Source organism: Martinezella sp. CNPSo 3959, from assembly GCF_057784355.1.
In genome coordinates, this window is the sequence record NZ_JBXSOV010000008.1 from 131,304 (window position 1) to 157,603 (window position 26,300).

Sequence of the window (26,300 nt, forward strand, 5' to 3'; positions counted from 1 at the left end):
ATCGAAAATTACTTGACGAGCGTTCCCAGCACGTCCCTTAAACGCGCAGGTGAGCCAATGGATGCACGCGCCAGTGTTTTTCCGTTGGCATCGCCGATGCGCACGGATTGGCCGCCGAGACGGTTGGCGGCGGCAAACATCGTCTCGTCGGTCACGTCGTCGCCGATCGCGACCGGACGGCGTCCTTCGAAGGGCGCTTCTGACAGAAACGCCTCGACGGCATGTCCCTTGCTGGCGTGGGAAGGGCAGATTTCTAGGACCATTTTGCCACGTTGAAGGTTCCAGTCGGGACCCGCTTCCTCCAGATGGCGCTGCATGACTTCGCCGATCTCGGCCTCATATGCGGGTGCATAGCGAAAATGAACCGCGACGGCCGCCCCCTTGTCCTCGACGATGGCGCCGGGCCAGGCTTGGGCCTCGTAGGCGATGGTCTGCTTCATCGCCTGAAAGGCGGGCGGAATATGCGCCCGCCGCAGCCGTCCGGCCGCATCACGCCGTTCTGCGCCATGGAGGCCTGCGACGGGAAAGCGGAAGGGCGCAAAAAGAGGATCGACGAATTCGATGGCGCGGCCGGTGACCAAGGCCAGCGCGCCGCCGAGCTGGCGGGAAAGCGCATGGAGGGTACCGGGCAGATAATCGGGCACGACAATCGCTTCCGGCCTTTCGGCGAGATCGAGCAGGGTTCCGTCGATATCGAGGAACAAGGCCCAGTCCTGCGGATACAATGAGAGTGCGGTAAGGGCCGGCTCGTTCAGCGGCCTCGGCTTGGCTTCACCCTGTTCGGGCTGTTCCTGAGAAGACATGCTGGGTTAGCTAAGGCGCTCTTCCCGTTTGGCAAGGAAAAAACGAACGATTGAAAATCAAAAGGGGCCGCTTTAAGCGACCCCCCATGAGCTTTGGCCCGTAACTGGCCTGAAGCGGCAAACGCTTCGGGAAGGTGTTGATCAGAGCGAGGGCTGCCTCGCGACGCTCACAACCATTTCCATGCCGTATACAAAGACCGAAATCTCACTAGACATTGGATCACCTTCCTTTCGTTACGTTTCAGACAAGCTAAACGTAGCTCAAATTCGAGCTGATGCAAGGGGTTCGATCCACGGAAGCTTCACACTTATTGTCGCAGTGAAATGTGTTGCCCGCCGCATCTTGAGCAAGAGCGCTGCCGCAGCGGCCCTTACAAAAAAATGTTGCGATGCGAAATGTGAACGGACGAGGCGTCAAATATCTGTCATCTTGCGCCGCACGGCATGGAAAATTAAGACTTTATTACCCATTCCGCATAAACAATCGTCCAAGATTTGCCATTCTCCCGCGGGACAGGAAGACAGCAGGAATCGGAGTGAGAGACGCATGTGTCGCTGGGCAGCCTATCGTGGAGACCCCCTCTATCTGGAGGAGCTGGTGTCTTCGCCTGCCCACTCCCTGATCGAACAATCCCATTGCGCCACGCGCGCCAAGACGGCGACCAACGGCGATGGCTTCGGTATCGCCTGGTACGGTGATCGGCCAGAACCGGGCCGCTACCGCGATATCCTGCCGGCCTGGTCCGATTGCAATTTGAAAAGCTTGGCGCGGCAGATCCGCTCGCCGCTCTTCCTCGCCCATGTCCGTGCGGCCACCGGCGGCGGCACGCGCCGCGACAATTGCCATCCCTTCGTCTTCGAGAACTGGTCGTTCCAGCACAACGGCCAGATTTCCAATTTCGATCGCCTGCGCCGGCCGATGGAAGCCATGCTCGACGACCGGCTGTTTCATGCCCGCAGCGGCACGACCGATTCCGAGCTCCTGTTCCTGCTGGCGATGCAGTTCGGTTTGGCGACCAATCCGATTGCGGCGATCGCTCAGACCATCGGCTTCGTCGAAGGGCTGTCGTTGCATCTGACTGGCTCGGTGCTGGTGCGCTTCACTGCGGCCTTCTCCGACGGAAAGTCGCTCTACGCCATCCGCTATGCGACCGACCGCAAGGCGCCGACGCTCTATGCCTCGCCAGTCGGTGCGGGATACTGCCTCGTGTCGGAGCCGCTGAACGACGACATCGATGCCTGGCGTGAAATTCCCGATGGCAGCGCCGTCATGATCGATGATACCGGCGTCCATGTCACGCCCTTCCAGCCGGAAGAGCGCGCGTCCGCAGAGCGCCCGCCGATAGCCGCTATCCCTGCGTAAACTGAGCCGCTATCAGCGTCGCCAGCCGCACGGCCACTTCATCCTTGTCGAGATCCGGCCATTGCTCGACACCATCATGGCTGATGATCTTCACTTTGTTTCTCGCGCCGCCCATGATTCCGGTCGCGGGCGAGACGTCGTTGGCGACGATGAAGTCGGCGCCCTTGCGCTCCAGCTTGGCGCGGGCGTTGCTCTCGACATCCTGCGTTTCGGCGGCAAAGCCGATCACGAGTTTCGGCCGCTGCGTGTGATGTCCCACAGTCTTCAAGATGTCGGGATTTTCCGTGAGCGCCAGCGTCGGGATCGATTCGCCGGGATGCTTCTTGATCTTCTGGTCCGATGCGGAGGCGACGCGCCAGTCGGCAACTGCGGCCACCATCACCGCGATATCGGCCGGAAGGGCCGCTAAAACGGCATCGCGCATCTCATCAGCCCGCTCGACATGGATGACGTGCAAGCCGACTGGATCGGGAATGGTGACCGGGCCGGAAACAAGCGTGACGTCGGCGCCCAGCGCCGCAAGTGCTGCGGCAATCGCATGACCCTGCCGTCCCGACGAGCGGTTGGCGATATAGCGCACCGGGTCGATCGGCTCGTGTGTCGGCCCGGAGGTGACGACCGCCTTCTTGCCGGCAAGCGGCTTGGCGCCGTCATCCAGCCGTCGCTCGGCTGCCGCGACGATATCGAGCGGTTCCGCCATCCTGCCAGCGCCGCTTTCGCCGCTCTCGGCCATTTCGCCGGTCATCGGGCCGATGAAGGCAATGCCGTCGCTGCGTAGAGTTTCGATGTTCCGTCTGGTTGCCGGATGCGCCCACATTTTCGGGTTCATCGCGGGCGCTGCAAGCACAGGCCGGTCTGTGGCGAGCAATATGGTCGAGGCGAGATCGTCCGCCAGCCCGTTTGCCATCTTGGCGAGTAGATCGGCAGTTGCCGGGGCGATCAGCACTAGATCGCAGTCGCGCGCCAGCCTGATATGGCCGACATCCTGCTCGTCCTCTCGCGAAAATAGATCGGTGAAAACATGGTCGGCGGCAAGCGCGCCGACGGCAAGTGGCGTGATGAACTCCTGCGCGCCCGATGTCATGACGGGCCGCACGCTCGCGCCGCGCTCGCGCAGCCGGCGAATGAGATCGAGGCTCTTATAGGCCGCGATGCCGCCGGAGATGATGAGAAGGATGCGCTTATCCGCGAGAACCATGCCTGAACCCGTCGCCTGTTCTTTTGCCAATAAGCCTAAGCCTTTGGTGTGTCATAGGCAATCGTCGCGTGCTTCCATCGAGCCCGGCGTGTTGGTGATTGCGACGCAAGTGATCGGATTTTCCGCTATTGCAGCCAATGACCACGTCGGCATCACCAACTTGTCATTTGCGGACATCTTCGCCCTCGACAAAAGTGAATATGTTAACGACAAAAGGAGCAACGCCTTGAAATTGATGAAAGCCGCTGTCATCGCCCTGCCAATCATGGCCGCTGCCATGCCGGCCTTTGCCGAACGCGCCTATTCGCCGCAAGAGCTGAAGAACAAGGAGATCGTTCTGGATTTCTACCAGAAGGCGCTGAACGACAAGGATTTCGACGCGGCTTCCAAATATCTCGGCAAATACATCCAGCACAATCCTCTTGCCGCCGATGGTCCCGAGGGTCTGCGCGGCTTCCTCGAGTACCTGAAAAAGAACTACCCGCAGTCGAAGAGCGAGATCAAGCGCGTGATGGTCGACGGCGATTATGTGATCCTGCGCGTCCACGCTGTTCGCCAGCCGGGCGACCGCGGCAGCGCCATCGTCGATATTTTCCGTGTGGAGGACAACAAGATCCAGGAACATTGGGATTCGGTGCAGCCGATCCCCGAGACGTCGAAGAACGATAATACGATGTTCTGAGTGGAGGGGCCGCCAGGGAAGTAGGATCCGCGGCCCGTCCTTATTCATTCAAAGCATTCCGACGCGACAATTGCGTCGGCTAAATACTCGGTCAGGTCCGCGTGATCGAGAGGCCGCCGTCAACGAGAGAAGCCGTGCCGCTGACGAAGCTTGCATCATCGGAGGCAAGATAGAGGACCGAGCGAGCGATCTCTTCCGGACCGGCGACGCGCTTCAGCGCATGTAGATTGGTAATGAAGGCCTGCTTTTCGGCGGTGTCGTTCATGTCGCGATACATGTCGGTATCGACGGCACCCGGCAGGATGGCATTGACGCGAACATTCTGCGGGCCGAATTCGGCGGCCAGCGTCTGCGTCAGGCCGATCAGGCCGGATTTGCTGGCGGCATAGGCGGCAACGCCGGGGAAGCTGACGGTGTGGCCGACGAAGGTCGACGTGAAAATCACGGAGCCGCCGCCGTGCTTTACCATTTCACCAATCTGGTGCTTGGCAGCTAGGAAGGATGCGGTAAGGTTGATCGCCAGCGCATCCGCAAAGCCTGCCTCCGAAACCTCGGTGCTGGGACCGGCCTCGCCGAGCGTGCCGGCATTGTTGAAGGCAATATCGAGCTTGCCGTAGCGCTCGACAGCAAGGGCGACCAGCGCCTTGTGATAGTCTTCCGAACGCACGTCGCCAGCCAGTACGGCTGCTTCTCCGCTGGCAGCCCTGATTTCGGAGGCAAGGCTTTCTAGTTCAGCGGCGCGGCGAGCGCCGACGACAACCTTGGCGCCTTCGGCGGCGAAAAGCTTGGCCGTGGCGCGGCCGATGCCGGAGCTGGCACCGGTGACGATTGCGACTTTTCCATTCAAGCGGTTCATCATTCCATCTCCTATGTGAGGACGTGTCTTTCGGTTTGTCCGATACATGGAAGATGGCCTTTTCCGATCGTTCGGATTAGTCTGCAAATAGTGGAATTCGAATTCGGAATTGCCGAACGATGTTGAAGATCGATGGGATAGTGACCTTCGTGACCGTAGCCGAAGCCGGCTCGATCAGCGAGGCGGCGCGACGGCTGCGTCTGTCGAAATCCGTCGTCAGCGAGCGCCTGTCGGAAATGGAAAAGGCGTTAGGGGCGACCCTGCTTCACCGCACGACCCGCAAGCTGACCCTGACCGAGGATGGCACTGCCTTTCTGCAGCGCGCGACCCGCATCGCACAGGAAGTTCGCGAGGCGGCGGCCGATCTCGCCGAGCGGCGCGGCACGCTGATGGGACCTCTGCGCATCGCAGCTCCCGTCACCTTCGGCCGCCTGCATCTGGGGCCGGCTCTCTATCCGTTTCTCGCCGCGCATCCGGAGATCGAACTGACACTCGATCTCGACGACCGCCGGGTCGATGCCGCCTCGGACGGTTACGACGCGATCATTCGCCACGGCCTGATTGCCGACTCGCGCCTTGTCGCATGGAAGCTTGCCCGCAGCCGCCGCCTTCTCGTGGCTTCGCCGGATTATCTCAGCCGCAACGGCAAACCTGCTTCGCTCTCCGATCTCCAGGGTCATCGCGGTATTTTTTACACCAATCGCGGTGTCGCCGACTGGCGTTTCGAGGGACCAGAGGGCGCGGTGGTCATCCGTGGAAAGCTGGCGCTGGGCGTGAACAATGGCGATGTCCTTCACGATGCCGCGATAGCCGGCCTCGGTATCGCATTGCTGCCGGCCTTCATCGCCGGACCTTCGGTGAGGGAGGGGCGGCTTGTCGAGATCGACGTCGGCTACCGGCCGGAGCCGGAATTCATCTTCATGGCCCATCCCGAAGGGCGCAACCCCTCGGCCAAACTGCGCGCCATGGCCGATCATCTAAAGAAGGCATTCGGCGATCCGCCTTATTGGGAGCGGGAGCAATTCCAGCAAAAGTGTGAAGCGGTTTTGCGTCCGGAATTGCGTGAAAACAAATAGCTAAGCAATCAGGCTCATGAGATTGGCGATGACGGGCGATCGCTGCGCCTTGAGACTGGCAAGGCCGAGACGCGCCACGACCGGCGGCCCGTCGATTTGCCGATAGGCCACGCCGTCGAGCTTGATCTGTGCGATCGAAGCCGGAACGATGGAAACGCCCAAGTTTGCGGCCACGAGATTGACGACGGAGGGGATCTGCGGCGCCTCCTGTGTCACCACGAGGTCGAAGCCCGCCTCGCGGCAGGCGGCGACGATATCGTCATAGAGGCTCAGCCCCACCATGCGCGGGAAGAGGATGAAGGGTTCGCCCACGAGCGCCGCAACCGGCACGCGTTCCTTTTTCGCCAGCGGATGATGAGCCGGCAGCGCGATCAGCATCGGCTCATCGGCAAAACGCTTCAGCCGCACGTCTCTCGGATCTTCAAGGCCCGGGCGAATGAAGGCCGCGTCGATCTCGCCGCGCATCAGCCGGTCCATCAGCGCATTGGTGTTCATCTCGGTCAGCGATATCAGCACTTCCGGCCAGTGCCGGCGAAACTCGCGAATGGTTGAGGTGACGATGGTGTTGAAGGCGGAAGAGGCGGTGAAGCCAAGCGACAGGCGGCCGATCTCGCCGCGATTGGCGCGCTGAGCCGCGAGCTTTGCCTTTTCCGCCGCATCGACGGCCATTTTCGCTTCCGCGAGAAATGCCTCGCCGGCCACCGTCAGTTCCGCACCATGCGGCACGCGGTGGAACAGCTGCGCACCCACCTCGTTTTCCAGGTCCCGGATCTGCTGGCTGAGCGGCGGCTGGCCGATGCCGAGATTGGCGGCCGCGCGGGTAAAGTTTCCGGCTTCCGCCAGCGCCAGAAAATAGCGGATATGACGCAGCTCCATCGCTATCTCCAAAAGCTATTGAGATCGCCTGTTCCATATATTGGACTAATGGAGCTCGCCTGGCTAGATTCCAAGGCAAGAAAGGTCAGGTGCCACCGATGTTTCGCGCCGCAAGCAAGCAGCAAACCACTGTGTCCGAAGTTCCCTCCCGCCCCGAATTGACACTCGTCAGAAACGAGCCGCCGACCGAGCCCCGCAAATTCCTGACGCGCGGCACGCCCGCTTTCCGCCGCGCAACCATTGGGCTGTTTCTCTCGGGCTTTGCCACCTTCTCGTTGCTTTATTGCGTGCAGCCGCTGATGCCGATCTTTTCTCAGGATTTTGGCGTTACGCCTGCTGCAAGTTCGCTGTCGCTGTCGCTTTCGACGGGCTTCCTGGCCTTCGCGATCTTCGGCGCCGCCGCCATTTCCGAAAGCCTCGGCCGCCGCAGCCTGATGTTCATTTCGCTGCTTGGCGCGGCCATCTGTACGCTCGTCTGCGCGGTATCGCCGAGCTGGCATATGCTGCTTGCCGTCCGCGCTCTTGAGGGCTTCCTGTTGGGCGGCGTCCCGGCCGCCGCCATGACTTATCTGGCCGAGGAGATCGAACCGCGCGGCCTCGGCGGCGCCATGGGCCTCTATATCGCCGGCAACGCCTTCGGCGGCATGGCCGGGCGCGTGGTGACCGGCACGATCGCCGAATATCTGAGCTGGCGGCCGGCTTTGGCGACCGTTGGCATTCTCGGCCTGATCGCCGCCATCGGCTTTCTCTATCTGCTGCCGCCGTCGCGCAATTTTACGCCGCGAAAGGGCTTCGATGTCGGCTTCCATGTGAAGGCCTGGAGTGGTCATTTTGGCAATGCAGCACTGCCGCTGCTCTTTGCCATCGGCTTTCTCGTCATGGGCTCCTTCGTAACGGTCTATAACTATGCCGGTTTCCGTCTCGTCGCCGATCCCTATGATCTCAACCAGACCGAGCTTGGACTGATCTTCACCGCCTATCTCTTCGGCATCGTCGCCTCGTGGGCGGCAGGCCTCCTCGGCGATCGCATCGGCCATTTCATCGTGCTGCCGATTGGCGTTCTGATCGCCGCGCTCGGTGCGGCGGTGACGCTTTCCAGCTCCTTGCCGCTGATCATTCTCGGCATTGTCCTGGTGACGATTGGCTTCTTCATGGCCCATTCCGTCGCCAGTGCGCTGGTGGGACGGCTGGCCGATGGCTTCAAGGGGCACGCCTCCTCGCTCTACCTGCTCGCCTATTATCTCGGCTCCAGTATAGCAGGCTCGGTCGGCGGCTATTTCTGGCTTGCCGATGGCTGGAATGCCGTGGTTGCCTTCATCCTGGTCATGCTGGCACTCTGTCTGGCCAGCGCCCTTGCCGTTGCCAGGCTGGCGCGTCGCTGAGCCCAGGAGGCCACCATGATCCGTATCGACCATCTCGATCATCTGGTGCTCACGGTTGCGAGCATCGAGGAGAGTTGCGATTTCTATACCCGTGTCCTCGGTATGGGTGTCGAAACTTTCGGGGAGGGCCGCAAGGCTCTCATCTTCGGCAACCAGAAGATCAATCTGCATCAAGCCGGCCATGAGTTCGAGCCCAAGGCCGAACGGCCGACACCGGGTTCGGCCGACCTCTGCTTCATCAGCACCACGCCGCTCGATGAGGTCGTCGCTCACTTGCAAGCTGAGGCCGTCGCGATCGAGGAAGGCCCCGTGCGCCGAACCGGCGCGACCAGCCCCATTCTCTCCGTCTATTTCCGCGATCCGGACCAGAACCTGATCGAAGTTTCCAACGTCATTTCCTGAGATTGCGTGCCGGCAGCAGCTTCTTGACATCGCGTGCCTGCGTCATATATTAAACCAATAAGTTAATTAACTATATGGTTTATAAATGGACACGTTGAGCGCGACCCTTTCGGCCCTGGCCGATCCCACCCGCCGGGCAATCTTGGCGCGGCTGACGACCGGCGAGGCATCCGTCTCCCAACTGGCCGAACCCTTCGAGATGTCGCTGGTCGCCGTCTCCAAGCATTTGAAGGTGCTGGAGAAGGCCGGCCTGATCTCGAAGGGTCGGGAAGCGCAATGGCGACCCTGCCGGCTGGAAGCGAAGCCGCTGCGCCAAGTCGATGACTGGCTGGAGAGCTATCGCCAGTTCTGGAACGACAATCTCGATCGCCTAGAGGACTACGCGGCACTATTGCAAAAGGGAGGAAAGAATGACCCCAGCAACTGAGGGCGGCAGCGTGCGGCCGCCGCGGGAGATCGTGCTGACCCGCGACATTGCCGCGCCGCGTGTCCTGCTGTTTCGCCTCTGGACGGAACCGCAGCATCTGATGCGCTGGTGGGGACCGCAAAACATGACGGCCCCATCCGTTTCCGTCGACCTGCGGGAAGGGGGCGCCTGGCGGCACTGCATTCTCACGCCGGAGGGCAAGGAATATTGGAGCCATGGCCGCTATCTGGAGATCGTTCCGCCCGAACGCCTCGTCTTCACCTTCGCCTGGGAAAACCAAGAGGGGAGGCCTGAACATCCGATGCAGGTGACCGTGGAATTTCACGAGCGTGGTGAGAAGACACGCCTCGTCTTCCGCAAGGTCGAGCTGCCTGACGATACAGAGCTGAGATTGCAGACCGGCGGCTGGGAACAGGCGCTCGACAAATACGCCGCCTACGCAGAAGCCACCTCAAGGGAAGGATGAGAGTAATGAAGAAGACCTATCACGGAAGTTGCCATTGCGGCGCGGTGAGCTATGAAGCTGATCTCGATCTGCAGAGCGGTACCTTCAAATGCAATTGCTCGATCTGCAAGAAGAAACGCAACTGGCTGGCCGTCGCCACGCCCGCCGATTTCCGCCTGACCTCGGGCGAAGACAACATTGGCGAATATCAGTTTGGCCCGCGCATCCTGCATCACCTCTTCTGCAAAAATTGCGGCATCAGCTCCTTCAACTGGGGTGAAAATCCAGCCCTCGGCGGCAAGTTCTATGCGATCAGCATCAGCTGCCTGGATGATGCCACCGATGAAGAGCTCGCCTCGCTTCCCGTCGGATATTTCGACGGCCGCGACGACCGCTTCGATCGCGCGCCGGAGGAAACGCGCTATCTTTAGCCGCTCGGCAAGGACTCCCAGTCTTCAAAACGCAGCCGGTCAACGCGTTCGAACTCTCTGACATTGTGCGTTATCAGGATCAGATCGCGGGCGACGGCCTGCCCCGCGATCAAAACGTCATAGGCACCGATCGGTGTGCCAAGGGAAGAAAGGTTTGCGCGAATTTCGCCGGCTACACGGGCATCTTGCCCATCGAAGTCCAACGTCTCGAACTGAAGGGCTTCCACACGCGCAAGATTCTCGGCGACGCGCTGGCCCTTATAGGCGCCATAAAACAGCTCGTGTGCCACGATGGCCGGAATGGCGAAATCTTGCGGCCTGTGTCTGCGCAGCTCGCTGACGAAGCCGAAATGTCCTTTCATCAGGGCGATGACGGCATTGCTGTCGAGCAGATACTTCACTTGAAGATATCCAGCTCGGGGCGTTGCTGCTCAGCGGGCTCTTCTTCGGTCGCTTCTACGAAGTCTTGATCAACCGGCCCTGTAACAGCTTCCAACCAATCCCAATCTTCGGCGATCGGCTCCAGAATGATTGCTTTTCCCTGCCGGCGGATGCGCACTTCCTCACCATCGAGGCGGAATTCCTTGGGCAAGCGCACGGCCTGCGAGCGGCCGGACCAGAAGATCTTTGCGGTGTCCATGCCATAACTCCTTTGAGATATGACATTGATATATAGCATCTCGAGCGCTATTTCAATTCGACGCGTTATGATCCCGATTTTGTGGCGAGCCAGATGACATGACGCGCGCCCGTTTTGCCATTGGCACGCGTATTGACCACCTCGGCGGTAAAACCACTGTCGCGCAGACGTCTTGTGAAGCGCTCGTCAGGCCCTGAAGACCAGACCGCGAGCACGCCGCCGGGCCGCAGCGCATCACGCGCTGCCTTCAGGCCCTGATAGTCGTAAAGACCATCATTGGCTTCGGACGTAATGCCGTCCGGGCCGTTGTCGACATCGAGCAGAATGGCGTCGTAGGCCGCCTTGCGGGCGCGGATAAGTGGACGCACATCGCCCTCGTGAATGGCGACGCGCGAATCGTCGAGACAACCGTCAAAGACGGTCGCCATCGGTCCGCGTGCCCAAGCCACGACCGCCGGAACAAGCTCCGCGACCCTAACCTTGGCATCCGCATCAAGTTCGCCGAGGGCCGCGCGCAAGGTAAAGCCCATGCCGAGGCCGCCGATCAGTATGTGCGGCGCCTTCCGGCCCTTGATCTTCTCGCAGGAAAGCGTGGCTAGTGCCCGCTCGGAGCCGCTCAAACGGCTGTTCATCAGCTCGTTGGTGCCGAGCATGATGGAAAATTCCTGGCCGCGCTGCTTCAAACGCAGCTCGCCGCCGCCAGGGATTTTCGCAGTGTCAAGCAAGGTCCAGGGGATCACGGGCAACTCTCCAAAGCAATTCCAGGAAAAGTGCGCAGCGGTTTTCCGTCCGGAATTGCGTGTAAAACAGGTCGACTTTAGTTGCCCGGACCATAGTCTTTCAATGTCGGCAAGAACAGACGCGCTTATCCCAAACGAATATAGGGCACATCCTTTTTTGCAACTTCGTCCAGCGCTTCCTCATAGCCGGCATCGGCGTAGCGCATGACGCCGAGCGCGGTGTCGTTGGTCAGCGCATGGTCGAGTCGTTCGTCGGCGGCAGCCGTGCCGTCGGCGACCACGGTGACGCCGCAGCTCGTCATGTAGCCGGCATAGCCGCCGCCGCCGGAATGGACGACGACGAGGTCCGCCATCGACGAGCAGAGCATCATGGCGTCGATCAACGGCCAGTCGGCGATGGCGTCGGAGCCGTCCTTCATGCGCTCGGTCATGATGTTCGGATGCGCCATGGCGCCGGCATCGAGATGGTCGCGTGAGAAGGCGATCGGCCCCTTCAGCTCGCCGTTCGCCACGAGCTCGTTGACGCGGCGGGCCAGCGCCGTGCGCTCGCCATGGCCGAGCCACGCGATGCGTGCCGGCAGACCTTCGAAAGGCACGTGCTGGCGGGCAAGCTTGATCCAGTTGGTGATGATCTTGTTGTCCGGGAACATTTCCAGCAGCAGATCGTCGATGCGGGCGATATCGCTTTCCTCGCCTGATAGCGCCATCCAGCGGAATGGACCGATGGCGCGGCAAAAGAGCGGTCGTAGATAGGCTTCGGTGAAGATTGGGATATCGAAGGCATTGGCGACGCCGCCTTCCTTCGCCTGGGTGCGGATCAGGTTGCCGTTGTCGAAGACTTCGGAGCCCTTTTTCTGAAAGTCCAGCATGGCCTTCACGTGCTCGACGATCGAGGCGCGGCTTGCTGCCATCAGCTGCCCCTGGCCGTCATCGCGCAAGTCCCGAACCTGTTGCAGGTTCATGCCCTTCGGCACATAGCCATAGACGAGATCGTGCGCCGAGGTCTGGTCCGTGACGATATCGGGCACGATGCCGCGGCGTGCAATCTCGGGATAGATCTCCGCCGCATTGCCGACCAGCCCGACGGAAAGCGCCCGCTTTTCCTTGACGGCAGCATCGATCATCGCCAGCGCGGAATCGAGATCCGGGGCGATTTCCTGCAGATAGCCGATTTCCTGGCGCTTCCTGGCGCGCTCCGCATCGATATCGACGCAGAGGATGGCGGCACCCGCCATGCGGCCGGCGAGCGGCTGCGCACCGCCCATGCCGCCGAGACCGGCTGTGAGTACGAAGCGGCCGAAGAGGTCGCCGCCGAAGCGACGCTCGGCGATGCGCATGAAGATTTCGTAGGTGCCCTGGATCACGCCTTGGCTGCCGATATATTGCCAGGCGCCGGCCGTCAGACCACCCCAGCAGATCAGGCCCTTGCGCTGCAGTTCGTAGAAGACTTCCGCCTTAGCCCATTGCCCGACGATGTTGCAGTTCGCCATGATGACGAGGGGCGCCTTGTCATGCGTACGGATGAGGCCGATCGGTTTGCCGGATTGGATGAGCAGCGTCTGGTTCTCCTCCATTTCGGTGAGCGCCTTCACGATGCCCTTATGCGCAGCCCAGTTGCGCGCCGCCTTGCCGAGAGCGGCGTAGACGACGAGATTGTCCGGATCTTCGCCGACCGAGAGCACGTTTTCGAGCAGGCGCAGCAGAGCCTCCTGCCGCCAGCCTTTGGCACGCAGCTCCGGGCCGCCCGGAATGGGGAATTTCGGATGACGTGGATTGGCTTTCGGCATGGATTTCCCTTCCCTGTCTCAATTGTTTGTTTCGGTGGCCCGGCTATTTCGGCGGCAGGCCTTCGACGAAATTCAGCGCGGCCAGAAGCAGCCGCTTGCGCAGCATATCGTTGCCATAGGCTTCCGGCCCGGCGCGCACCCAGCCCTGCATTGTCCGGCCGCCCATCTGCATGCGGTTGACGTCGTGCTGCTGAACCGCCCAGCTATCGTTGCCCTTGCCGAGGCGGATCAGCATCCCGTCTTCGCGCGCGCCGCACAGCAGATGGCCGTTGAGAAGAAAGGCCCAGCCGCCGAACATCCCTTTTTCGCTGAGCCCGGGTCGTTCCCCGAGCTCTTCTCTCAGCAATTCTTCGAGACCTGCGTCACGCGCCATCTGCGCCTCCCGCGCCTTTCAGCCTTTCTTGCCGGCCAGAGCGTATTTCGCGATCTCGATCCCCATGGCCTTTTCGACGGAGGGATAGACCGTGGGGTCGAGCACGCTGGCAGACAGCGGAATGATATCCATCGGCACATGCAGGATGAAAACCTTCATGCCTTCGTGCAGCTGGCCGACGCTCAAGGGTTCGCCTTCCGGCGACAGCGTGGTGATGACGGAGGGGAAGGTCGCCAGGCGCTTGCCGCCGGCATCTTCGACCGCCATGTATTCGTTCATCACATGCATGGTGACGGCCCTGTCGCCGCTACCGACCGTGATAGTGCCGATGTCGAAGGCTTCCTTCGTGTAGACGACGTCCTTCTTGGCGATGGTGCCTTCGGCAAGGATATGGCCACCGGTGGTCTTGCAGATGGCGTCGATGACAGCGCTGCCGCCCTTCTTTTCCGCCTCGATGATCGCTTCGCCGAGCGAGAGCGCCATGGAGATGCCGCCGAGCGCCGCATGTGTACGGACATAAGAAGCGCGCAGCGGATTGCGGCAGGAGGCGATGAAGCCGCCGGACTGGTCGGATGCCGCACGTAGGATCGGCGAAATCTTCGCCGTCGCGCCCTTCACGACGAGCTCGATATAGCGGTTTTCGGCCCGGTTGCCGCCGACGGCGGTCTGGATCATCTGCTCTGGCGAACCCGCCATGCCGATCGAGCCCATATCGCCAGTCGGATGGGCGCGGATGTCGCCGACCGCATCCACCACCTTCGTTCCGAGGATCGCCGATGGCAGCCAGCCGTTCAGCGTCGAGGACCGGCCGTTCTGGCCGATGATCAGGCCGGAAAGCTTTTCGCCAAGCTCGTCCTGCAGCAGTTGCGCGGCCTTCACATAGTCGATGCCCTGCATTTCCCAGGGGGTCGTGGAGGCCGGTGCGCCGATGGCGGCTGCCGTGGCGATCCAGTCGTTGTCGTTGAGTTCCTCGATCGACACCAGCTCCGGCTTGCCGACATTGACGGCCGCATAGCCGAGCATGCGGCCGTGATCGGCCCAGCCGCCACCGCCCGCGGCGTAAACGGAGCCGCCCTTGACAGCCGCTTCCACATCCTTGGCAACGAGTACGCGTCCCATTGGCTACTCCCGGTTCTGTTTGAGGTTCTTGTCCATGTCGCGCACCGCTTCGAAGAGCACGGCAGCACCCATGGCGATGTCGTCATTCTCGGCCCATTCCTCGGCGCAATGGCTGCGACCTTCCTTGCAGGGCACAAAGATCATGGCGGCAGGCGCGACCTTGGCGATCCAGGCTGTGTCGTGGCCGGCGCCGGAGGCCATGCGGCGATGCTTTGCACCAACCGTATCGCAGGCGCGCTCGAGCGTTTCGAGCAGCACCGGAGCACCCGGCGTCGGCATGTTGTCGGAGACACGCACCGGCGGGTTGATCGTGACGCCATAATCGGCGGCGATGGTCTTCACCTCACCGTCGAGCCAGGCGAGGAAATCCTCCATGTCGCTGCGGATTTCGGCGCGTCCGTCGATCAGCAGCACGACCTTCGAGGGCACGACATTTGCCGCGTTCGGCTCGATACGGAATTCGCCGACCGTCGCAGCAAAATGACCCGGCGTCTTTGCCTGTTCAGCCGCGCGGCTCCTGATGTCGAGTACGAGCTGCGAAGCTGCCACCAGCGCGTCGGCGCGTCGGTCCATCGGCGTTGTGCCGGCATGATCGGCGCGGCCTTCGACGGTGATTTCGATGCGGGTGATGCCGGCGATCGCGGTGACGATGCCGATATCCTTGTTCTCGGCTTCCAGCACCGGACCCTGTTCGATATGCAGCTCCAGGAAACCGGCAAGATCCGGACGCTTCTGGGAGAGCAGCACGGCGGGATCGCCGCCGACTTCGCCAATGCCCTGCGACAACGTGCGGTCGCCGCTGACACGGGAGAGCCACGCCTCGGGGATCTGCCCGGTCATGCCGCGGCTGCCGATGCAGGACACGCCGAAGATGCTGACTTCTTCGGCGAGGAAATCGACGATCTCCAGATCGTGATCGAGCTCGATGCCGCGATCCTTCAAGGAACGTGCGACTTCGAGCGCGGCGATCGTACCGGCGATGCCGTCGAAGCGGCCGCCATCGGGAACGGTGTCGGAATGCGATCCCACAAGGATCGTGCCGAGATCTGGCTTGGCGCCGGCGCGCCGGCCGATCAGATTGCCGGCGGCGTCGATGCGGGTCTCAAGCCCTGCCGCCTTCATCCGAGCGTCGATATAGGCGCGGCCTTCGAGGAAGAGAGGCGAGAAGGCGCGGCGCGTCCAGGGATGGCCCGGCTCGGTAATGCCGGCCAGCGCATCGATATCCTCGGCGATACGATCGGCATTTACGGGCAGGTTGTGGCGCTTGGTTTCGGTCATCAGGCTGCATCTCCGGCAAGAATTTGGCGAGGCAAGGGACGGACGAAGCTGCCTGAGCCGGGCTCGGCGAGCACTTTCTGTCCCTCGGTGATCTGCTTGCCTCTAAGGTAGGCGGCGGACACCGTCCAGGGCAGACGGATGCCGTTATAGGGGCTCCAGCCGACGACATTGTTGCCGCTAGCAGCCGCATCATAGATCGTTTCACGCGGTTCCAGTACGACGATATCGGCGTCCTTGCCCGGCGTCAGCGCGCCCTTGATATGATCGAGGCGGAAATGCTTAGCCGGGTTTTCCGCCATCAGCTTTGCAGCCCAGGTCAGCGGCACGCCGCGTTCGAGAGCACCCTTGACGAAGAGCGGCACCATGACCTCCAGTCCCGGCACGCCCGAAGCATTCGCCAGCATGTCCGGATTGGTCTTGCGGTTTTCCGACCAGCTGACGTGATCGGTCGAGACGAGCCAGACATTGCCTTCCGCCACCTTGCGCCACAAGGTTTCCACTTCGGCGCGCGGGCGGATGGGCGGATTAATTTTCGCCTTGCCGCCAAGGCGCCGCACATCGTTTTCCTCATCGAGCGTCAGGTAATGGATGCAGCATTCAACGGTCGCTTCGAAGCCGTCGCGGCGATAGGCACGGGCGATGTCGTAGCCGCGGCCGAGCGAGCAATGCACGACGTGCGCCGGGCAGCCGGTATTCGCACCCGTCTCGAAGATCGTGTGCATGGCAAGCAGTTCAGTGATTGGCGGGCGGGAAAGGCCGTGAGCGCGGTAGTCGGTGACGCCGCTCGCCTTCACCTGCTCCATATAGGTGCGGACCGCTTCGTCATCCTCGTTGTGGACGCCGGCGGTGAGGCCGGTCGGCGCGATCGCGGCAAAGCAGGCGTCGAGCAGGGCAGGCGGGATGCGGGGAAAGCGCTTGGGGTCCGTGCCGAAGGTCGAGAATTTGAAGGCGGCGACACCGGCCTCGACCATTTCGGCGATGCGCGCCGGGCCTTCTTCGGGATCGACGGTGCCGTAGAGGGCGAAGTCGACGCGCGATTGCGGCGCTGCGTGGTCGATCTTCTTCTTCACCGCCGCTGCCGAGCAGACGAGATCGCCTTCGTCATAGGGCATGTCGACGATGGTGGTGACGCCGCCGGCGGCTGCAGAGCGCGTCGACCAGATGAAATCCTCCTGGTCCTTCTGGGAAAGGGAATGGACCTGCGCGTCAATCGCGCCAGGCAGGATCAGCGCCTTGCCGAGCAGGTGCCGCTCACGCGCTGCCGGCGGCACGCCAATGCCGACCTCGGCGATTTTGCCGTCGCGCACGGCGACATAGCCGGCTTCCACGATGCGTTCAGGCAGAACCACGGTGCCTTGCAGAACAAGATCGAAATCGGCCATGTGCGTTCCCTCCGCGCGTCGTTAATTCAGATGGCAATCGTGTCGCGATAAAGCCGCTCTTCGACCCGCTCCAGCGAGCCGAGCGCGAAGAAATCATCATAGGCGAGGATCGGCTTGTGAGCGATCAACTCTGAAACGAAAGCCTCCGAGCCCAGTTCCTCCTCGATCGCTTCGACTTCGGCCGAAAGGGGACGATCGACGACATAGAAGTCGGCATGCTTGCGCACGACGTCATAGAGCATACGCGCCACGCCTTCCGGCTTGTCGCCGAGAATGTCCATCGCCTGGGCCGACAGCAGGGCTTCAAGAGCGGCCAGACGCTTCAGTGCCCGCATCTGCCGCTCGAAGCGCTCGATGACCAGTGGCAGGAAGGCGGCCTCGTCTTCCATGCCGGCCGCAACCACCAGCGACTGTGCCGAGACCGGATTGGACATGGAGAGAACACGCGAGAAGATCTCGCCGGCGAGCTTGATGATCGGGCCGAAGCCGGTCGCGATCCTGCCTTCCGGCACGAGATTGACGGGAAGGCCGCGCCGCTGGCCGTTGCCGAGCAGGACGCAGCGATTGAAGGCGTTGCGGGCCGCATGGGCCATGCAGATGACGGCCGCTTCCAGAAGCACGGTGACATCGAGCGGGAGGGAGCCGCCGGAGGTCATCACACGGCCATCGACGATGACCGGATTGTCGTCCGAGCGGCCGGTGGCGGCCAGAATCTTGTGGCCCGCCGTCAAAAGGTTCTCGATAACGGCGCCGAAGACTTGGGCGATCATGCGCAGGCTCAGCGGGTCCTGCACATGGGTTGCGACCGGCCAGGGCCATTCTTCAGAGGCGTTGCAGAGCCAGGCGCCGATCAGTGCCTCGCGGGCGGTGCCGACATGGCGCACGGAAATCCACGGATCGCGCGAGGCGCCGAGCGCGCCGGCCGCCATCATGCCGGTCGCAAGCAGCACGCGGATCGAGGCAGCAGCATTGCGGGTTGTCTCCGCGGCGGCGGCGAAGCTGACCGCATTGACGCTGAGCGAGGCAAGGCTGTCGCGCGGCATCATCCTGACGGGAGCGATACCGGCGGCATCGAAGGCATCGGCAGCCTGCATGCGGCGACCGCGATAGACAGCCTCGCCAACGCCGGTCAGAACCGCGCCGATCTGGCCCATCAGGCCGATATCCGCGCAGCCGATCGAACCCGTGCGCCTGACGACGGGAATGACATCCGAGCTCAACAGCTGCAGATAGGCTTCGATCAGTTCCTGCGAACAACCTACCTGGCCGGTGAGCGCGGTGTTGACCCGGATCGCCATGGCATTGCGCACGACCGACATGGAGAACGGAGCGCCAGTACCGAAATGATGAGCGCGCACGAGGCCGAGATTGAAGGCATCGAGATCTTCAGGAGACCATTCGACATCTTTCATCGCACCGACACCGGTTGTCGAGCCATAGACCGGCATGCCGGATTGGATCGTGCTTTCGAGAACGCTGCGCGCCAGCCGCACCCGGGCCATGCCGCTTTCCGATGCCGACGGCAGGACGGCTCCCGCGCCAATCCGCACCAGATCGCTGAACCCAAGGGGTTGCCCGCTGAGCTCGATACCGGCTCTCTGATGCTCCATCTCTGCTGTTCTCCTTTTTTGCAAGGCTATGCGAGCCTTATCGTCAATGGGATATCCCAAATGGCGAACACCTTGATCCGTGCCAGACAGACTGATTTTGAGGCGAGTGCATATATTGCGCAACTCTATGTTTGCGCGCGCATATGGCTTCGTGCCCCGGCCGAGTTATTTGGGCCAAGGCGAGGAAGAAGCATCAGAAAGCTTGGCGATCAGCTCAGATGCCAGGCGACATAGAGAAGCGTCAGCGCAATCACCCACAGCGCAAAGCGGCCGGAGCGGCTGTGCTTGGCCTCGGCCTTGCCGATCGCTTCGGCGGTCTGCGGATCGAAACGCAGGCCGTTTTCGCTCATATGCAGCAGTTCGTGATGGAATTTCTCGGTCTTGGCGGCGATCTCGGGTGCGGCTTCGGCGAGCTTCACGGCCGCTTTCAAACCGTCCTTCAAATCTGTCATGATCCGCTTCGGGCCGAGATTGGTGCGAATCCAGTCGCCGACGACCGGTTCCGAGGCCTTCCACATGTTGAAGCGCGGATTGAGCATGCGCGATACGCCCTCGACCACGACCATGGTCTTCTGCAGCATCACCAGCTCGGGCCGCGTTTCCATGTCGAAGAGCTCCGTTACCTCGAAGAGCAGGGTCAGAAGCTTGCCCATGGAGATGGTTTCGGCCGGTTGGCCATGGATCGGCTCGCCGATGGCACGGATGGCCTGCGCAAAACTCTCCGTGTTGTGATGCGCAGGTACATAGCCGGCTTCGAAATGCACTTCGGCCACCCGGATATAGTCGCGGGTGATGAAACCGTAGAGGATTTCGGCCAGGAAACGGCGTTCCTTCTTCCCTAATCGCCCGACGATCCCCATGTCGACAGCGACGATCATGCCCGCTGCATCGACGAAAAGGTTGCCGGGGTGCATGTCGGCGTGGAAGAAGCCGTCGCGCAGCGTGTGGCGCAAGAAGGACTGGATCAGTGTATCGGCGAGCGCGTTGAGATCGTGGCCGGCCGCCTTCAGCCCATCGACGTCGGACATCTTCACGCCGTCGATCCACTCCATGGTGATGACGTCGCGGCCGGTGCGTTCCCAGTCGACTTTCGGAACGCGGAAGCCCGGATCCTTCTCGGTGTTTTCGGCGATCTCGGAGAGCGCGGCCGCTTCCAGCCGCAGATCCATCTCGACCTTGGTGGTCTGCTCGAGCGTCTTGGTGACTTCCACCGGGCGAAGGCGCCGGCTGGAGGGCATGAACCGCTCCTGCAGCCGTGAAACCAGATACATCGCCTTGATATCGTTAGAAAAGCGCTGACGTACGCCAGGCCGGACCACCTTGACGGCAACGCGCTTGCGGCCCTCTGCCGTCTCGATTTCGGCCGGATGCACCTGCGCTATCGACGCGGCGGCGATCGGCGCGTCGAAGCTGGCATAGAGATCGTCGATCCGCCGGCCGAGCGAAGACTCGATGGCTGCCGTCGCCGTTTCATGCGGGAAGAAGGCCATCCGATCCTGAAGCTTGGACAGGTCGTTGGCCATATCCACGCCGACGACATCGGGCCGGGTCGCCAGGAACTGACCGATCTTCACATAGGAGGGGCCGAGCCGCTCAACCGCTTGTGCAAGCCGGTCGCTGCGGGCCTGGCTCTTCGCCTTCCGGCGCGCAAAGATGCTGACGAAGGACTTGGCGAGACTGACGGAGGGCGGCAGCCCCTCCGATGGCAGCGCCATGACCACGCCTTCGCGCACGAGCACCCAGCCGACCCGAACAAGGCCGAAATATGCGCCGAAAGCACTCATGGAGCAATTCCAGGAAAAGTGCGTAGCGGTTTTCCGTCAGGAGTTGCGTCAAAGCAAAAAGATGGCACCTCAAAGTCCTGACGAGCGGAAACCTTCGGCCGCGTCATGTGGCTCGACATCATGCTTCAGAGCTTCCAGCCGGAGTGCAGCGCGGCGATGCCGCCGGTGTAATTGGTGAAGCTCACACGCGAGAAGCCGGCCTCGCGGATCATCGTCGCGAAGTCCCGCTGGTTCGGGAACTTGCGGATTGATTCCACCAGATATTGATAGGGCTCGGCATCGCCGGTGATCGCCTTGCCGAATTTGGGAATCGCGTTGAAGGACCAGGCGTCGTAGACGCGGTCGAGCAGCGGCAGATCGACTTCGGAGAATTCGAGCACGAGCAGCCGGCCGCCGCGCTTCAGGACACGATAGGCCTCCTTCAAAGCAACATCGATGTGCGGCACGTTGCGGATACCGAAAGCGATCGTATAGGCGTCGAAGGAGTTTGGCTCGAAAGGCAGTTCCTCGGCATTTGCCTCGACGAAGGTGAGGTTGTCGGAAAGCTTCTTTTTCTCAGCACGCTCGGCGCCGACGGCCAGCATCGAGCCGTTGATATCGAGCACCGTTGCATGCGCCAGGCGGTTCGAGGCTTCCACGATGCGGAAGGCGATGTCGCCCGTGCCGCCGGCAACGTCGAGCACCTTGTAGCCAGGCTCCTTGCGTGGGTTGAGCGCTGATATCATCGCGTCTTTCCAGGCACGATGCATGCCCATGGACATGACGTCGTTCATGACGTCATAGCGCTTGGCGACCTTGTGGAACACCTCGTTGACGAGGCCCTGCTTTTCGCCGTCGGCTACTTCGCGAAAGCCATAGGATGTTTCCATGCCGCCATCGGCGGAGGTGCGGCTGTCTGCCATCGGCTCAACTCCGTTACACAATTAAGCGGCGGACCATAGCGAAATCGCGTTTGCCACGCTATCTCATCAGCCAGATCACCAGCCGCAATGCCTTGGGCTATAGCTCAGATCATAAGCGGTTGAAACATAAAGATGGATAGCCATGCCGGAATTACCAGAGGTCGAAACCGTCAGACGCGGCCTTGCTCCTTCCATGGAGGGTGCCGTTCTGAAGGAGCTGGAGCTGCGCCGCAACGATCTGCGCTTTCCTTTCCCGGCCGATTTCGCTCGGCATGTTGCGGGCCGCGGCATCACGTCGCTGTCCCGCCGCGCCAAATACCTGCTGATCGATCTCGACGACGGCAACACAATTATTGCGCATCTCGGCATGTCTGGTTCGTTCCGGGTGGAGGAAGGTGCGGCGGCCGAGACGCCAGGAGCCTTCCATCATCCCCGCTCCAAGGACGAGAAGCACGATCACGTCCTCTTCCATCTGGCGGGCGCAAGCGGCGATGCGCGCGTCGTCTATAATGACCCGCGCCGCTTCGGCTTCATGGATCTCGTCCGGCGGGCCGAAATGGCCAGCCACCCCTTCTTCCGTGATCTCGGGCCGGAACCCACGGGCAATGAACTGAGCGCCGATTATCTGACTAAGCGCTTTGGCGGCAAGGCGCAGCCGCTGAAGAGCGCGCTGCTCGACCAGAAAAACATCGCGGGCCTCGGCAATATATATGTATGCGAGGCGCTGTGGCGTTCTCACCTGTCGCCATTGCGCGCCGCCGGGACGCTGGTCACGGATGCCGGACAGCCGACGGAGGCGCTGTTCACGCTCGTCGAGGCGATCCGCGAGGTCATTGCCGATGCGATCGCCGCTGGCGGCTCGTCGCTGCGTGATCATATCCAGACGGACGGTTCGCTCGGCTATTTCCAGCATTCCTTTTCCGTCTATGATCGCGAAGCGCAGCCTTGCAGTACGCCCGGCTGCGGCGGTACGGTCAGTCGCATCGTCCAGGCGGGGCGCTCTTCTTTCTACTGCGCCTCCTGCCAAGGGTGATTGACGGGCCAAAGCTGATAAAAGGGAGAGAGAAGTGGCCTACGAAACCCTCATTGTCGAGACACATGGGGCCGTCGGCCTCGTCCGGATCAATCGGCCGCAGGCGCTGAACGCGCTGAACTCAACGGTCCTGTCCGAGCTGAAGCAAGCCTATGCCGCTCTTCATCTTGACGATGCCATCGGTGCGATCGTGCTCACCGGTTCGGAAAAGGCCTTTGCTGCCGGCGCCGACATCAAGGAAATGCAATCGCTCGATTTCGTTGACGCTTATAAGAATGACTTCTTCAGCGGCTGGGCCGAGATTGCCAATGCCCGCAAGCCTGTCATCGCGGCGGTCAGCGGCTTTGCGCTCGGCGGTGGCTGCGAAGTGGCGATGATGTGCGATTTCATCATCGCCTCGGAAACCGCCAAATTCGGCCAGCCGGAAATCACGCTCGGCGTCATCCCTGGCATGGGCGGTTCGCAGCGCTTCACGCGTGCGGTCGGCAAGGCCAAGGCGATGGACCTCATATTGACGGGCCGGATGATGGATGCGGCAGAGGCGGAGCGTTCCGGCCTTGTGGCGCGCGTCGTACCGGCAGACAAGCTGCTCGACGAGGCACTGGCGGCCGCCGCCAAGATCGCTTCTTATTCCGGTCCCGCCGTGATGATGGCCAAGGAGGCGGTCAACCGTGCCTTCGAAACCACGCTCGAGGAGGGACTGCGCTTCGAACGCCGCCTGTTCCATAGCCTGTTCGCCACAGAGGATCAGAAGGAGGGCATGGCGGCCTTCGTCGAGAAGCGCAAGCCGGCTTTCAAGAACCGGTAGGGACCAAGATTCCGGAATTACGCGGGTTTGGCGAGAATCCGCGTTGACGCCGCGGCTCATTCCGGTTATATGCCCGCCACAGTTTGGAAAGCCGCTCTGGTTTTCCGCAATTGCTCCCGCATTGCTGGATGAAGTGGCCATGGGGCCTACGCCGCAACGATGGAGTTTTGTTCGAATTCTAAGAGAGGCATACATGGCCAATACTACCTCGGCGAAAAAAGCGACCCGCAAGATCGCCCGCCGCACCGATGTCAACAAGGCTCGTCGCTCGCGCGTTCGCACGTTCGTTCGCCAGGTCGAAGAAGCCATCGCATCGGGTGATGCGGATCGCGCAAAGACAGCCTTCGTCGCGGCCCAGCCGGAACTGGCTCGCGCAGCAAAGAAGGGCGTGCTTCACGCCAACACCGCTTCCCGCAAGGTTTCGCGTCTTGCCAAGCGCGTGAAGGCCCTTTCGGCCCCGACTGCATAATCTTTCGTTAACGAGTCTATCGTTAGTATTAAGCCCGGCCCTCGCGCCGGGCTTTTTGGATTCAGCCAAAAAAACGCCGCATTGCCAAAATTGACTGCTCGATCATGTCAGTGCCGTGACAGAAATATACATTTTAAAACAATGGCTTACGGCAGGATATCTCAGCGCTGGGTGATCTGCATGACGCATTGCCGGCTCACAACTGAGTCAAGGGATATTTTATTTTTTTTCTTTTGAAAGCTGTGAGAATCGCGTTCGACAGGAATCTCTTTGATTCAACAGCGATTCTTTTTTGAAGGGCTTGTGACAGTCAAAAATGGCCTCCTGAGTCAATGGCCGCCTCTTAATTTTGTGTAAAATTCATCGTTGATATCTGCCTTCGATCCTGCCTAAATGGATTTCAACAAGGGGCGCGGATTTCACCTTAAACGGCTTCGGCAAACACCGTTACGTATGGCGGTGGAGGTGGTTTTGTCTCTTGTGACGGAGCGGTTCAGTTCCGTTTTTTCAAACAGTTGACGAGTAAGAACCGGAAGCGGCGACGCTTGCGGAACGAGGAAGCTTGTCTGTCCTTTGCGGCCCAAATTATTGGCGCGGCTGCGGGGAGGGGAGAAAAATTGACAGCCATTGGAGCGGTCAATCGGAATACGAGGGCCGATTGATGCTCCGGTTACAGACGCCGAGACGAATGCTGCTTTAAAGAGCGGTTTTCGCCACAGTGTTCCTGTAAAGCCCGCTGGCCGGGCGTGGCTGATGAACCGGTATGCGGCGCTGCTTGGGACAACGAGCGCGATCGTCATGCCATGGCGAAGAACCAGGGGCGGCAGTGATGTGCTCCCGCCCTATAAAGAGACTTTGGAAGGCGGCACTATATGCAGATACATACGAGGGCGACGGGTGCGTTGGAAAATGGGGACAATGCGCAGGCGTTCGGTGCGGTTTGCTTAGAAGCGGCGGGGGAAAAGGGCGACGTGGCGCGAAGTAATTTGTTCGAGCGCGTCAGCGCGCGCTTGAAGGCTCAGGTCGGACCCGATGTCTATGCCAGCTGGTTTGCGCGGCTCAAGCTTCATTCGGTATCGAAGAGCGTCGTTCGCCTCACGGTCCCGACGACATTTCTGAAGTCGTGGATCAACAACCGCTATCTCGATCTTATCACTAGCCTGTTCCAGGCTGAGGACGCCGAGATCCTTAAAGTCGAAATTCTGGTGCGCACTGCAACCCGGCAGGGCGCGAAGCCATCTACCGATGAGCAGCCAGTGGTGCCGGACCAGGCGGCTGTCGCGCCGATCCGTCGCGCCGTCGCCCAGCCGGCCGGCCAGGTCGTTGCCCAAGCCGTGAGTGCGGCTGCGGCTGCGCGGCCCGCAACGGCAGGTTCGCCGCTCTTCGGCTCTCCGCTCGATTCTCGCTTCACCTTCGATACTTTTGTCGAAGGCAGCTCGAACCGCGTCAGCCTTGCCGCGGCAAAGACCATCGCCGAAGCCGGCTCCGGTGCCGTGCGCTTCAACCCGCTCTTCGTCCATGCAACGGTTGGCCTTGGCAAGACCCACCTTCTGCAGGCGATCGCCAATGCAGCCGTGCAGAACCCGCGCGGCCTGCGTGTCGTCTATCTGACGGCGGAATACTTCATGTGGCGCTTCGCAACCGCGATCCGCGACAATGATGCGCTGACGCTGAAGGACTCGCTGCGCAATATCGACCTGCTCATCATCGACGACATGCAGTTCCTGCAGGGCAAGATGATCCAGCATGAGTTCTGCCATCTGTTGAACATGTTGCTCGACAGCGCCAAGCAGGTCGTCGTCGCTGCCGATCGTGCTCCCTGGGAGCTGGAATCGCTCGACCCGCGCGTGCGTTCGCGCCTGCAGGGCGGTGTGGCGATCGAAGTCGAGGCGCCGGACTATGAAATGCGCCTTGAGATCCTCAAGCGCCGTCTCGATGCTGCCCGCCAGGACGATCCGTCGCTGGAAATCCCGGCCGAGCTTCTCTCGCATGTCGCCCGCAACGTGACCGCCAGCGGCCGCGAACTGGAAGGAGCCTTCAACCAGCTTATCTTCCGTCGCTCCTTCGAGCCGAACCTGACGGTCGAGCGCGTCGACGAACTGCTGGCGCATCTTGTCGGCTCCGGCGAGCCGCGCCGCGTCCGCATTGAGGACATTCAGCGTATCGTCGCACGTCACTACAACGTGTCGCGCCAGGAGCTGGTTTCGAACCGCCGCACGCGCGTCATCGTCAAGCCGCGCCAGATCGCTATGTATCTGTCGAAGACGCTGACGCCGCGTTCCTTCCCGGAAATCGGCCGCCGCTTCGGTGGTCGCGATCACACCACGGTTCTGCATGCCGTGCGCAAGATCGAGGAGCTGATTTCCGGCGATAGCAAGCTGTCGCACGAGATTGAGCTGCTGAAGCGCCTCATCAACGAATAGGCCGGGTATCG

General features: G+C 61.4%; 27 protein-coding genes. 12 read left to right on the forward strand and 15 right to left on the reverse strand.

What is annotated here, in order from left to right; all coding sequences use genetic code 11:
- Window positions 1-8 precede the first annotated feature (8 nt).
- Window positions 9-803, reverse strand: coding sequence for a trehalose-phosphatase (otsB, locus tag AC13RE_RS18310; protein WP_488563984.1), 795 nt, complete (start codon window positions 801-803; stop codon window positions 9-11).
- Window positions 804-1,350: 547 nt separating this feature from the next.
- On the opposite strand from otsB, the gene AC13RE_RS18315 reads away from it, so the two are divergent.
- On the forward strand, window positions 1,351-2,166 hold the full coding sequence (locus tag AC13RE_RS18315) for a class II glutamine amidotransferase (RefSeq protein WP_488563985.1): 816 nt from the start codon (window positions 1,351-1,353) through the stop codon (window positions 2,164-2,166).
- Here AC13RE_RS18315 and coaBC read toward each other — a convergent pair.
- The gene (gene coaBC / locus AC13RE_RS18320; protein ID WP_488563986.1) at window positions 2,153-3,364 is read right to left on the reverse strand and encodes a bifunctional phosphopantothenoylcysteine decarboxylase/phosphopantothenate--cysteine ligase CoaBC; all 1,212 of its coding nucleotides are present in this window, start codon (window positions 3,362-3,364) and stop codon (window positions 2,153-2,155) included. The genes AC13RE_RS18315 and coaBC overlap by 14 nt on opposite strands.
- Before the next feature lie 235 nt (window positions 3,365-3,599).
- Between coaBC and AC13RE_RS18325 the strand changes: the two genes are divergently transcribed.
- Entirely contained in the window at window positions 3,600-4,046 is a 447-nt protein-coding gene (locus AC13RE_RS18325; protein WP_488564045.1) for a nuclear transport factor 2 family protein, read from the forward strand.
- 91 nt (window positions 4,047-4,137) lie between these two features.
- Here the strand turns inward: AC13RE_RS18325 and AC13RE_RS18330 are convergent, their stop codons facing one another.
- Entirely contained in the window at window positions 4,138-4,902 is a 765-nt protein-coding gene (locus AC13RE_RS18330; RefSeq protein ID WP_488564046.1) for an SDR family oxidoreductase, read from the reverse strand.
- A 119-nt stretch (window positions 4,903-5,021) separates the two neighbouring features.
- Here AC13RE_RS18330 and AC13RE_RS18335 point away from each other — a divergent pair, with 119 nt between their 5' ends.
- Window positions 5,022-5,978, forward strand: a complete 957-nt coding sequence (locus AC13RE_RS18335; protein WP_488563987.1) for a LysR family transcriptional regulator — start codon at window positions 5,022-5,024, stop codon at window positions 5,976-5,978.
- On the opposite strand, the gene AC13RE_RS18340 is transcribed toward AC13RE_RS18335, so the two are convergent.
- The gene (locus AC13RE_RS18340; RefSeq protein ID WP_488563988.1) at window positions 5,979-6,854 is read right to left on the reverse strand and encodes a LysR family transcriptional regulator; all 876 of its coding nucleotides are present in this window, start codon (window positions 6,852-6,854) and stop codon (window positions 5,979-5,981) included.
- Window positions 6,855-6,952: 98 nt separating this feature from the next.
- Here AC13RE_RS18340 and AC13RE_RS18345 point away from each other — a divergent pair, with 98 nt between their 5' ends.
- The 5 genes from AC13RE_RS18345 to AC13RE_RS18365 all read left to right on the forward strand — a co-directional run bounded on the left by AC13RE_RS18345 (window position 6,953) and on the right by AC13RE_RS18365 (window position 9,941).
- Window positions 6,953-8,236: an MFS transporter gene (locus AC13RE_RS18345; RefSeq protein WP_488563989.1), complete on the forward strand. Its 1,284-nt coding sequence runs from the start codon at window positions 6,953-6,955 to the stop codon at window positions 8,234-8,236.
- Window positions 8,237-8,251: 15 nt separating this feature from the next.
- A complete protein-coding gene (locus tag AC13RE_RS18350) occupies window positions 8,252-8,638 on the forward strand; it encodes a VOC family protein (protein WP_488563990.1) in 387 nt (128 codons plus the stop codon).
- An 85-nt stretch (window positions 8,639-8,723) separates the two neighbouring features.
- Window positions 8,724-9,065: a metalloregulator ArsR/SmtB family transcription factor gene (locus AC13RE_RS18355; RefSeq protein WP_132715643.1), complete on the forward strand. Its 342-nt coding sequence runs from the start codon at window positions 8,724-8,726 to the stop codon at window positions 9,063-9,065.
- Window positions 9,049-9,531 carry an SRPBCC family protein gene (locus tag AC13RE_RS18360; RefSeq protein WP_488563991.1) on the forward strand — a complete coding sequence of 161 codons (483 nt, stop codon included), beginning with the start codon at window positions 9,049-9,051 and terminating at the stop codon, window positions 9,529-9,531. Before AC13RE_RS18355 ends, AC13RE_RS18360 begins: the two co-directional genes overlap by 17 nt.
- A 5-nt stretch (window positions 9,532-9,536) precedes the next feature.
- On the forward strand, window positions 9,537-9,941 hold the full coding sequence (locus AC13RE_RS18365; protein ID WP_488563992.1) for a GFA family protein: 405 nt from the start codon (window positions 9,537-9,539) through the stop codon (window positions 9,939-9,941).
- Here the strand turns inward: AC13RE_RS18365 and AC13RE_RS18370 are convergent.
- From AC13RE_RS18370 to ubiE, 11 genes are all read right to left on the reverse strand, one after another.
- The gene (locus tag AC13RE_RS18370; RefSeq protein WP_488563993.1) at window positions 9,938-10,342 is read right to left on the reverse strand and encodes a PIN domain-containing protein; all 405 of its coding nucleotides are present in this window, start codon (window positions 10,340-10,342) and stop codon (window positions 9,938-9,940) included. The genes AC13RE_RS18365 and AC13RE_RS18370 overlap by 4 nt on opposite strands.
- Window positions 10,339-10,581 (reverse strand): type II toxin-antitoxin system antitoxin VapB, encoded by a 243-nt coding sequence (vapB, locus tag AC13RE_RS18375; protein ID WP_132715647.1) that lies wholly within the window; start codon window positions 10,579-10,581, stop codon window positions 10,339-10,341. The genes AC13RE_RS18370 and vapB overlap by 4 nt, the downstream gene beginning before the upstream one ends.
- A gap of 65 nt (window positions 10,582-10,646) precedes the next feature.
- Window positions 10,647-11,321 (reverse strand): spermidine synthase, encoded by a 675-nt coding sequence (locus tag AC13RE_RS18380; RefSeq protein WP_488563994.1) that lies wholly within the window; start codon window positions 11,319-11,321, stop codon window positions 10,647-10,649.
- Window positions 11,322-11,446: 125 nt separating this feature from the next.
- A complete protein-coding gene (ertB, locus tag AC13RE_RS18385) occupies window positions 11,447-13,108 on the reverse strand; it encodes a thiourocanate hydratase (protein WP_488563995.1) in 1,662 nt (553 codons plus the stop codon).
- 43 nt (window positions 13,109-13,151) lie between these two features.
- Window positions 13,152-13,481, reverse strand: a complete 330-nt coding sequence (locus AC13RE_RS18390) for a TfoX/Sxy family protein (RefSeq protein ID WP_488563996.1) — start codon at window positions 13,479-13,481, stop codon at window positions 13,152-13,154.
- 18 nt (window positions 13,482-13,499) lie between these two features.
- Window positions 13,500-14,600, reverse strand: a complete 1,101-nt coding sequence (ertC, locus tag AC13RE_RS18395; RefSeq protein WP_488563997.1) for a thiohydantoin desulfurase — start codon at window positions 14,598-14,600, stop codon at window positions 13,500-13,502.
- Window positions 14,601-14,603: 3 nt separating this feature from the next.
- Entirely contained in the window at window positions 14,604-15,878 is a 1,275-nt protein-coding gene (locus AC13RE_RS18400) for a Zn-dependent hydrolase (RefSeq protein WP_488563998.1), read from the reverse strand.
- Entirely contained in the window at window positions 15,878-17,260 is a 1,383-nt protein-coding gene (ertD, locus tag AC13RE_RS18405) for a hydantoin-5-propionate amidohydrolase (RefSeq protein WP_488563999.1), read from the reverse strand. Before ertD ends, AC13RE_RS18400 begins: the two co-directional genes overlap by 1 nt.
- Window positions 17,261-17,286: 26 nt before the next feature.
- Window positions 17,287-18,870 (reverse strand): aromatic amino acid lyase, encoded by a 1,584-nt coding sequence (locus AC13RE_RS18410; protein WP_488564000.1) that lies wholly within the window; start codon window positions 18,868-18,870, stop codon window positions 17,287-17,289.
- 209 nt (window positions 18,871-19,079) lie between these two features.
- Window positions 19,080-20,654: a 2-polyprenylphenol 6-hydroxylase gene (ubiB, locus tag AC13RE_RS18415; RefSeq protein WP_488564001.1), complete on the reverse strand. Its 1,575-nt coding sequence runs from the start codon at window positions 20,652-20,654 to the stop codon at window positions 19,080-19,082.
- A 125-nt stretch (window positions 20,655-20,779) separates the two neighbouring features.
- A complete protein-coding gene (gene ubiE, locus AC13RE_RS18420) occupies window positions 20,780-21,556 on the reverse strand; it encodes a bifunctional demethylmenaquinone methyltransferase/2-methoxy-6-polyprenyl-1,4-benzoquinol methylase UbiE (RefSeq protein ID WP_488484251.1) in 777 nt (258 codons plus the stop codon).
- Window positions 21,557-21,698: 142 nt separating this feature from the next.
- Between ubiE and mutM the strand changes: the two genes are divergently transcribed.
- The 4 genes from mutM to dnaA all read left to right on the forward strand — a co-directional run bounded on the left by mutM (window position 21,699) and on the right by dnaA (window position 26,289).
- The gene (gene mutM / locus AC13RE_RS18425) at window positions 21,699-22,589 is read left to right on the forward strand and encodes a bifunctional DNA-formamidopyrimidine glycosylase/DNA-(apurinic or apyrimidinic site) lyase (protein ID WP_488564002.1); all 891 of its coding nucleotides are present in this window, start codon (window positions 21,699-21,701) and stop codon (window positions 22,587-22,589) included.
- 34 nt (window positions 22,590-22,623) lie between these two features.
- Window positions 22,624-23,397 (forward strand): enoyl-CoA hydratase, encoded by a 774-nt coding sequence (locus tag AC13RE_RS18430; RefSeq protein WP_132715657.1) that lies wholly within the window; start codon window positions 22,624-22,626, stop codon window positions 23,395-23,397.
- A 193-nt stretch (window positions 23,398-23,590) separates the two neighbouring features.
- A complete protein-coding gene (gene rpsT, locus AC13RE_RS18435) occupies window positions 23,591-23,866 on the forward strand; it encodes a 30S ribosomal protein S20 (RefSeq protein ID WP_132715658.1) in 276 nt (91 codons plus the stop codon).
- A gap of 872 nt (window positions 23,867-24,738) precedes the next feature.
- Window positions 24,739-26,289, forward strand: coding sequence for a chromosomal replication initiator protein DnaA (dnaA, locus tag AC13RE_RS18440; RefSeq protein WP_488564003.1), 1,551 nt, complete (start codon window positions 24,739-24,741; stop codon window positions 26,287-26,289).
- Window positions 26,290-26,300: the final 11 nt, after the last annotated feature.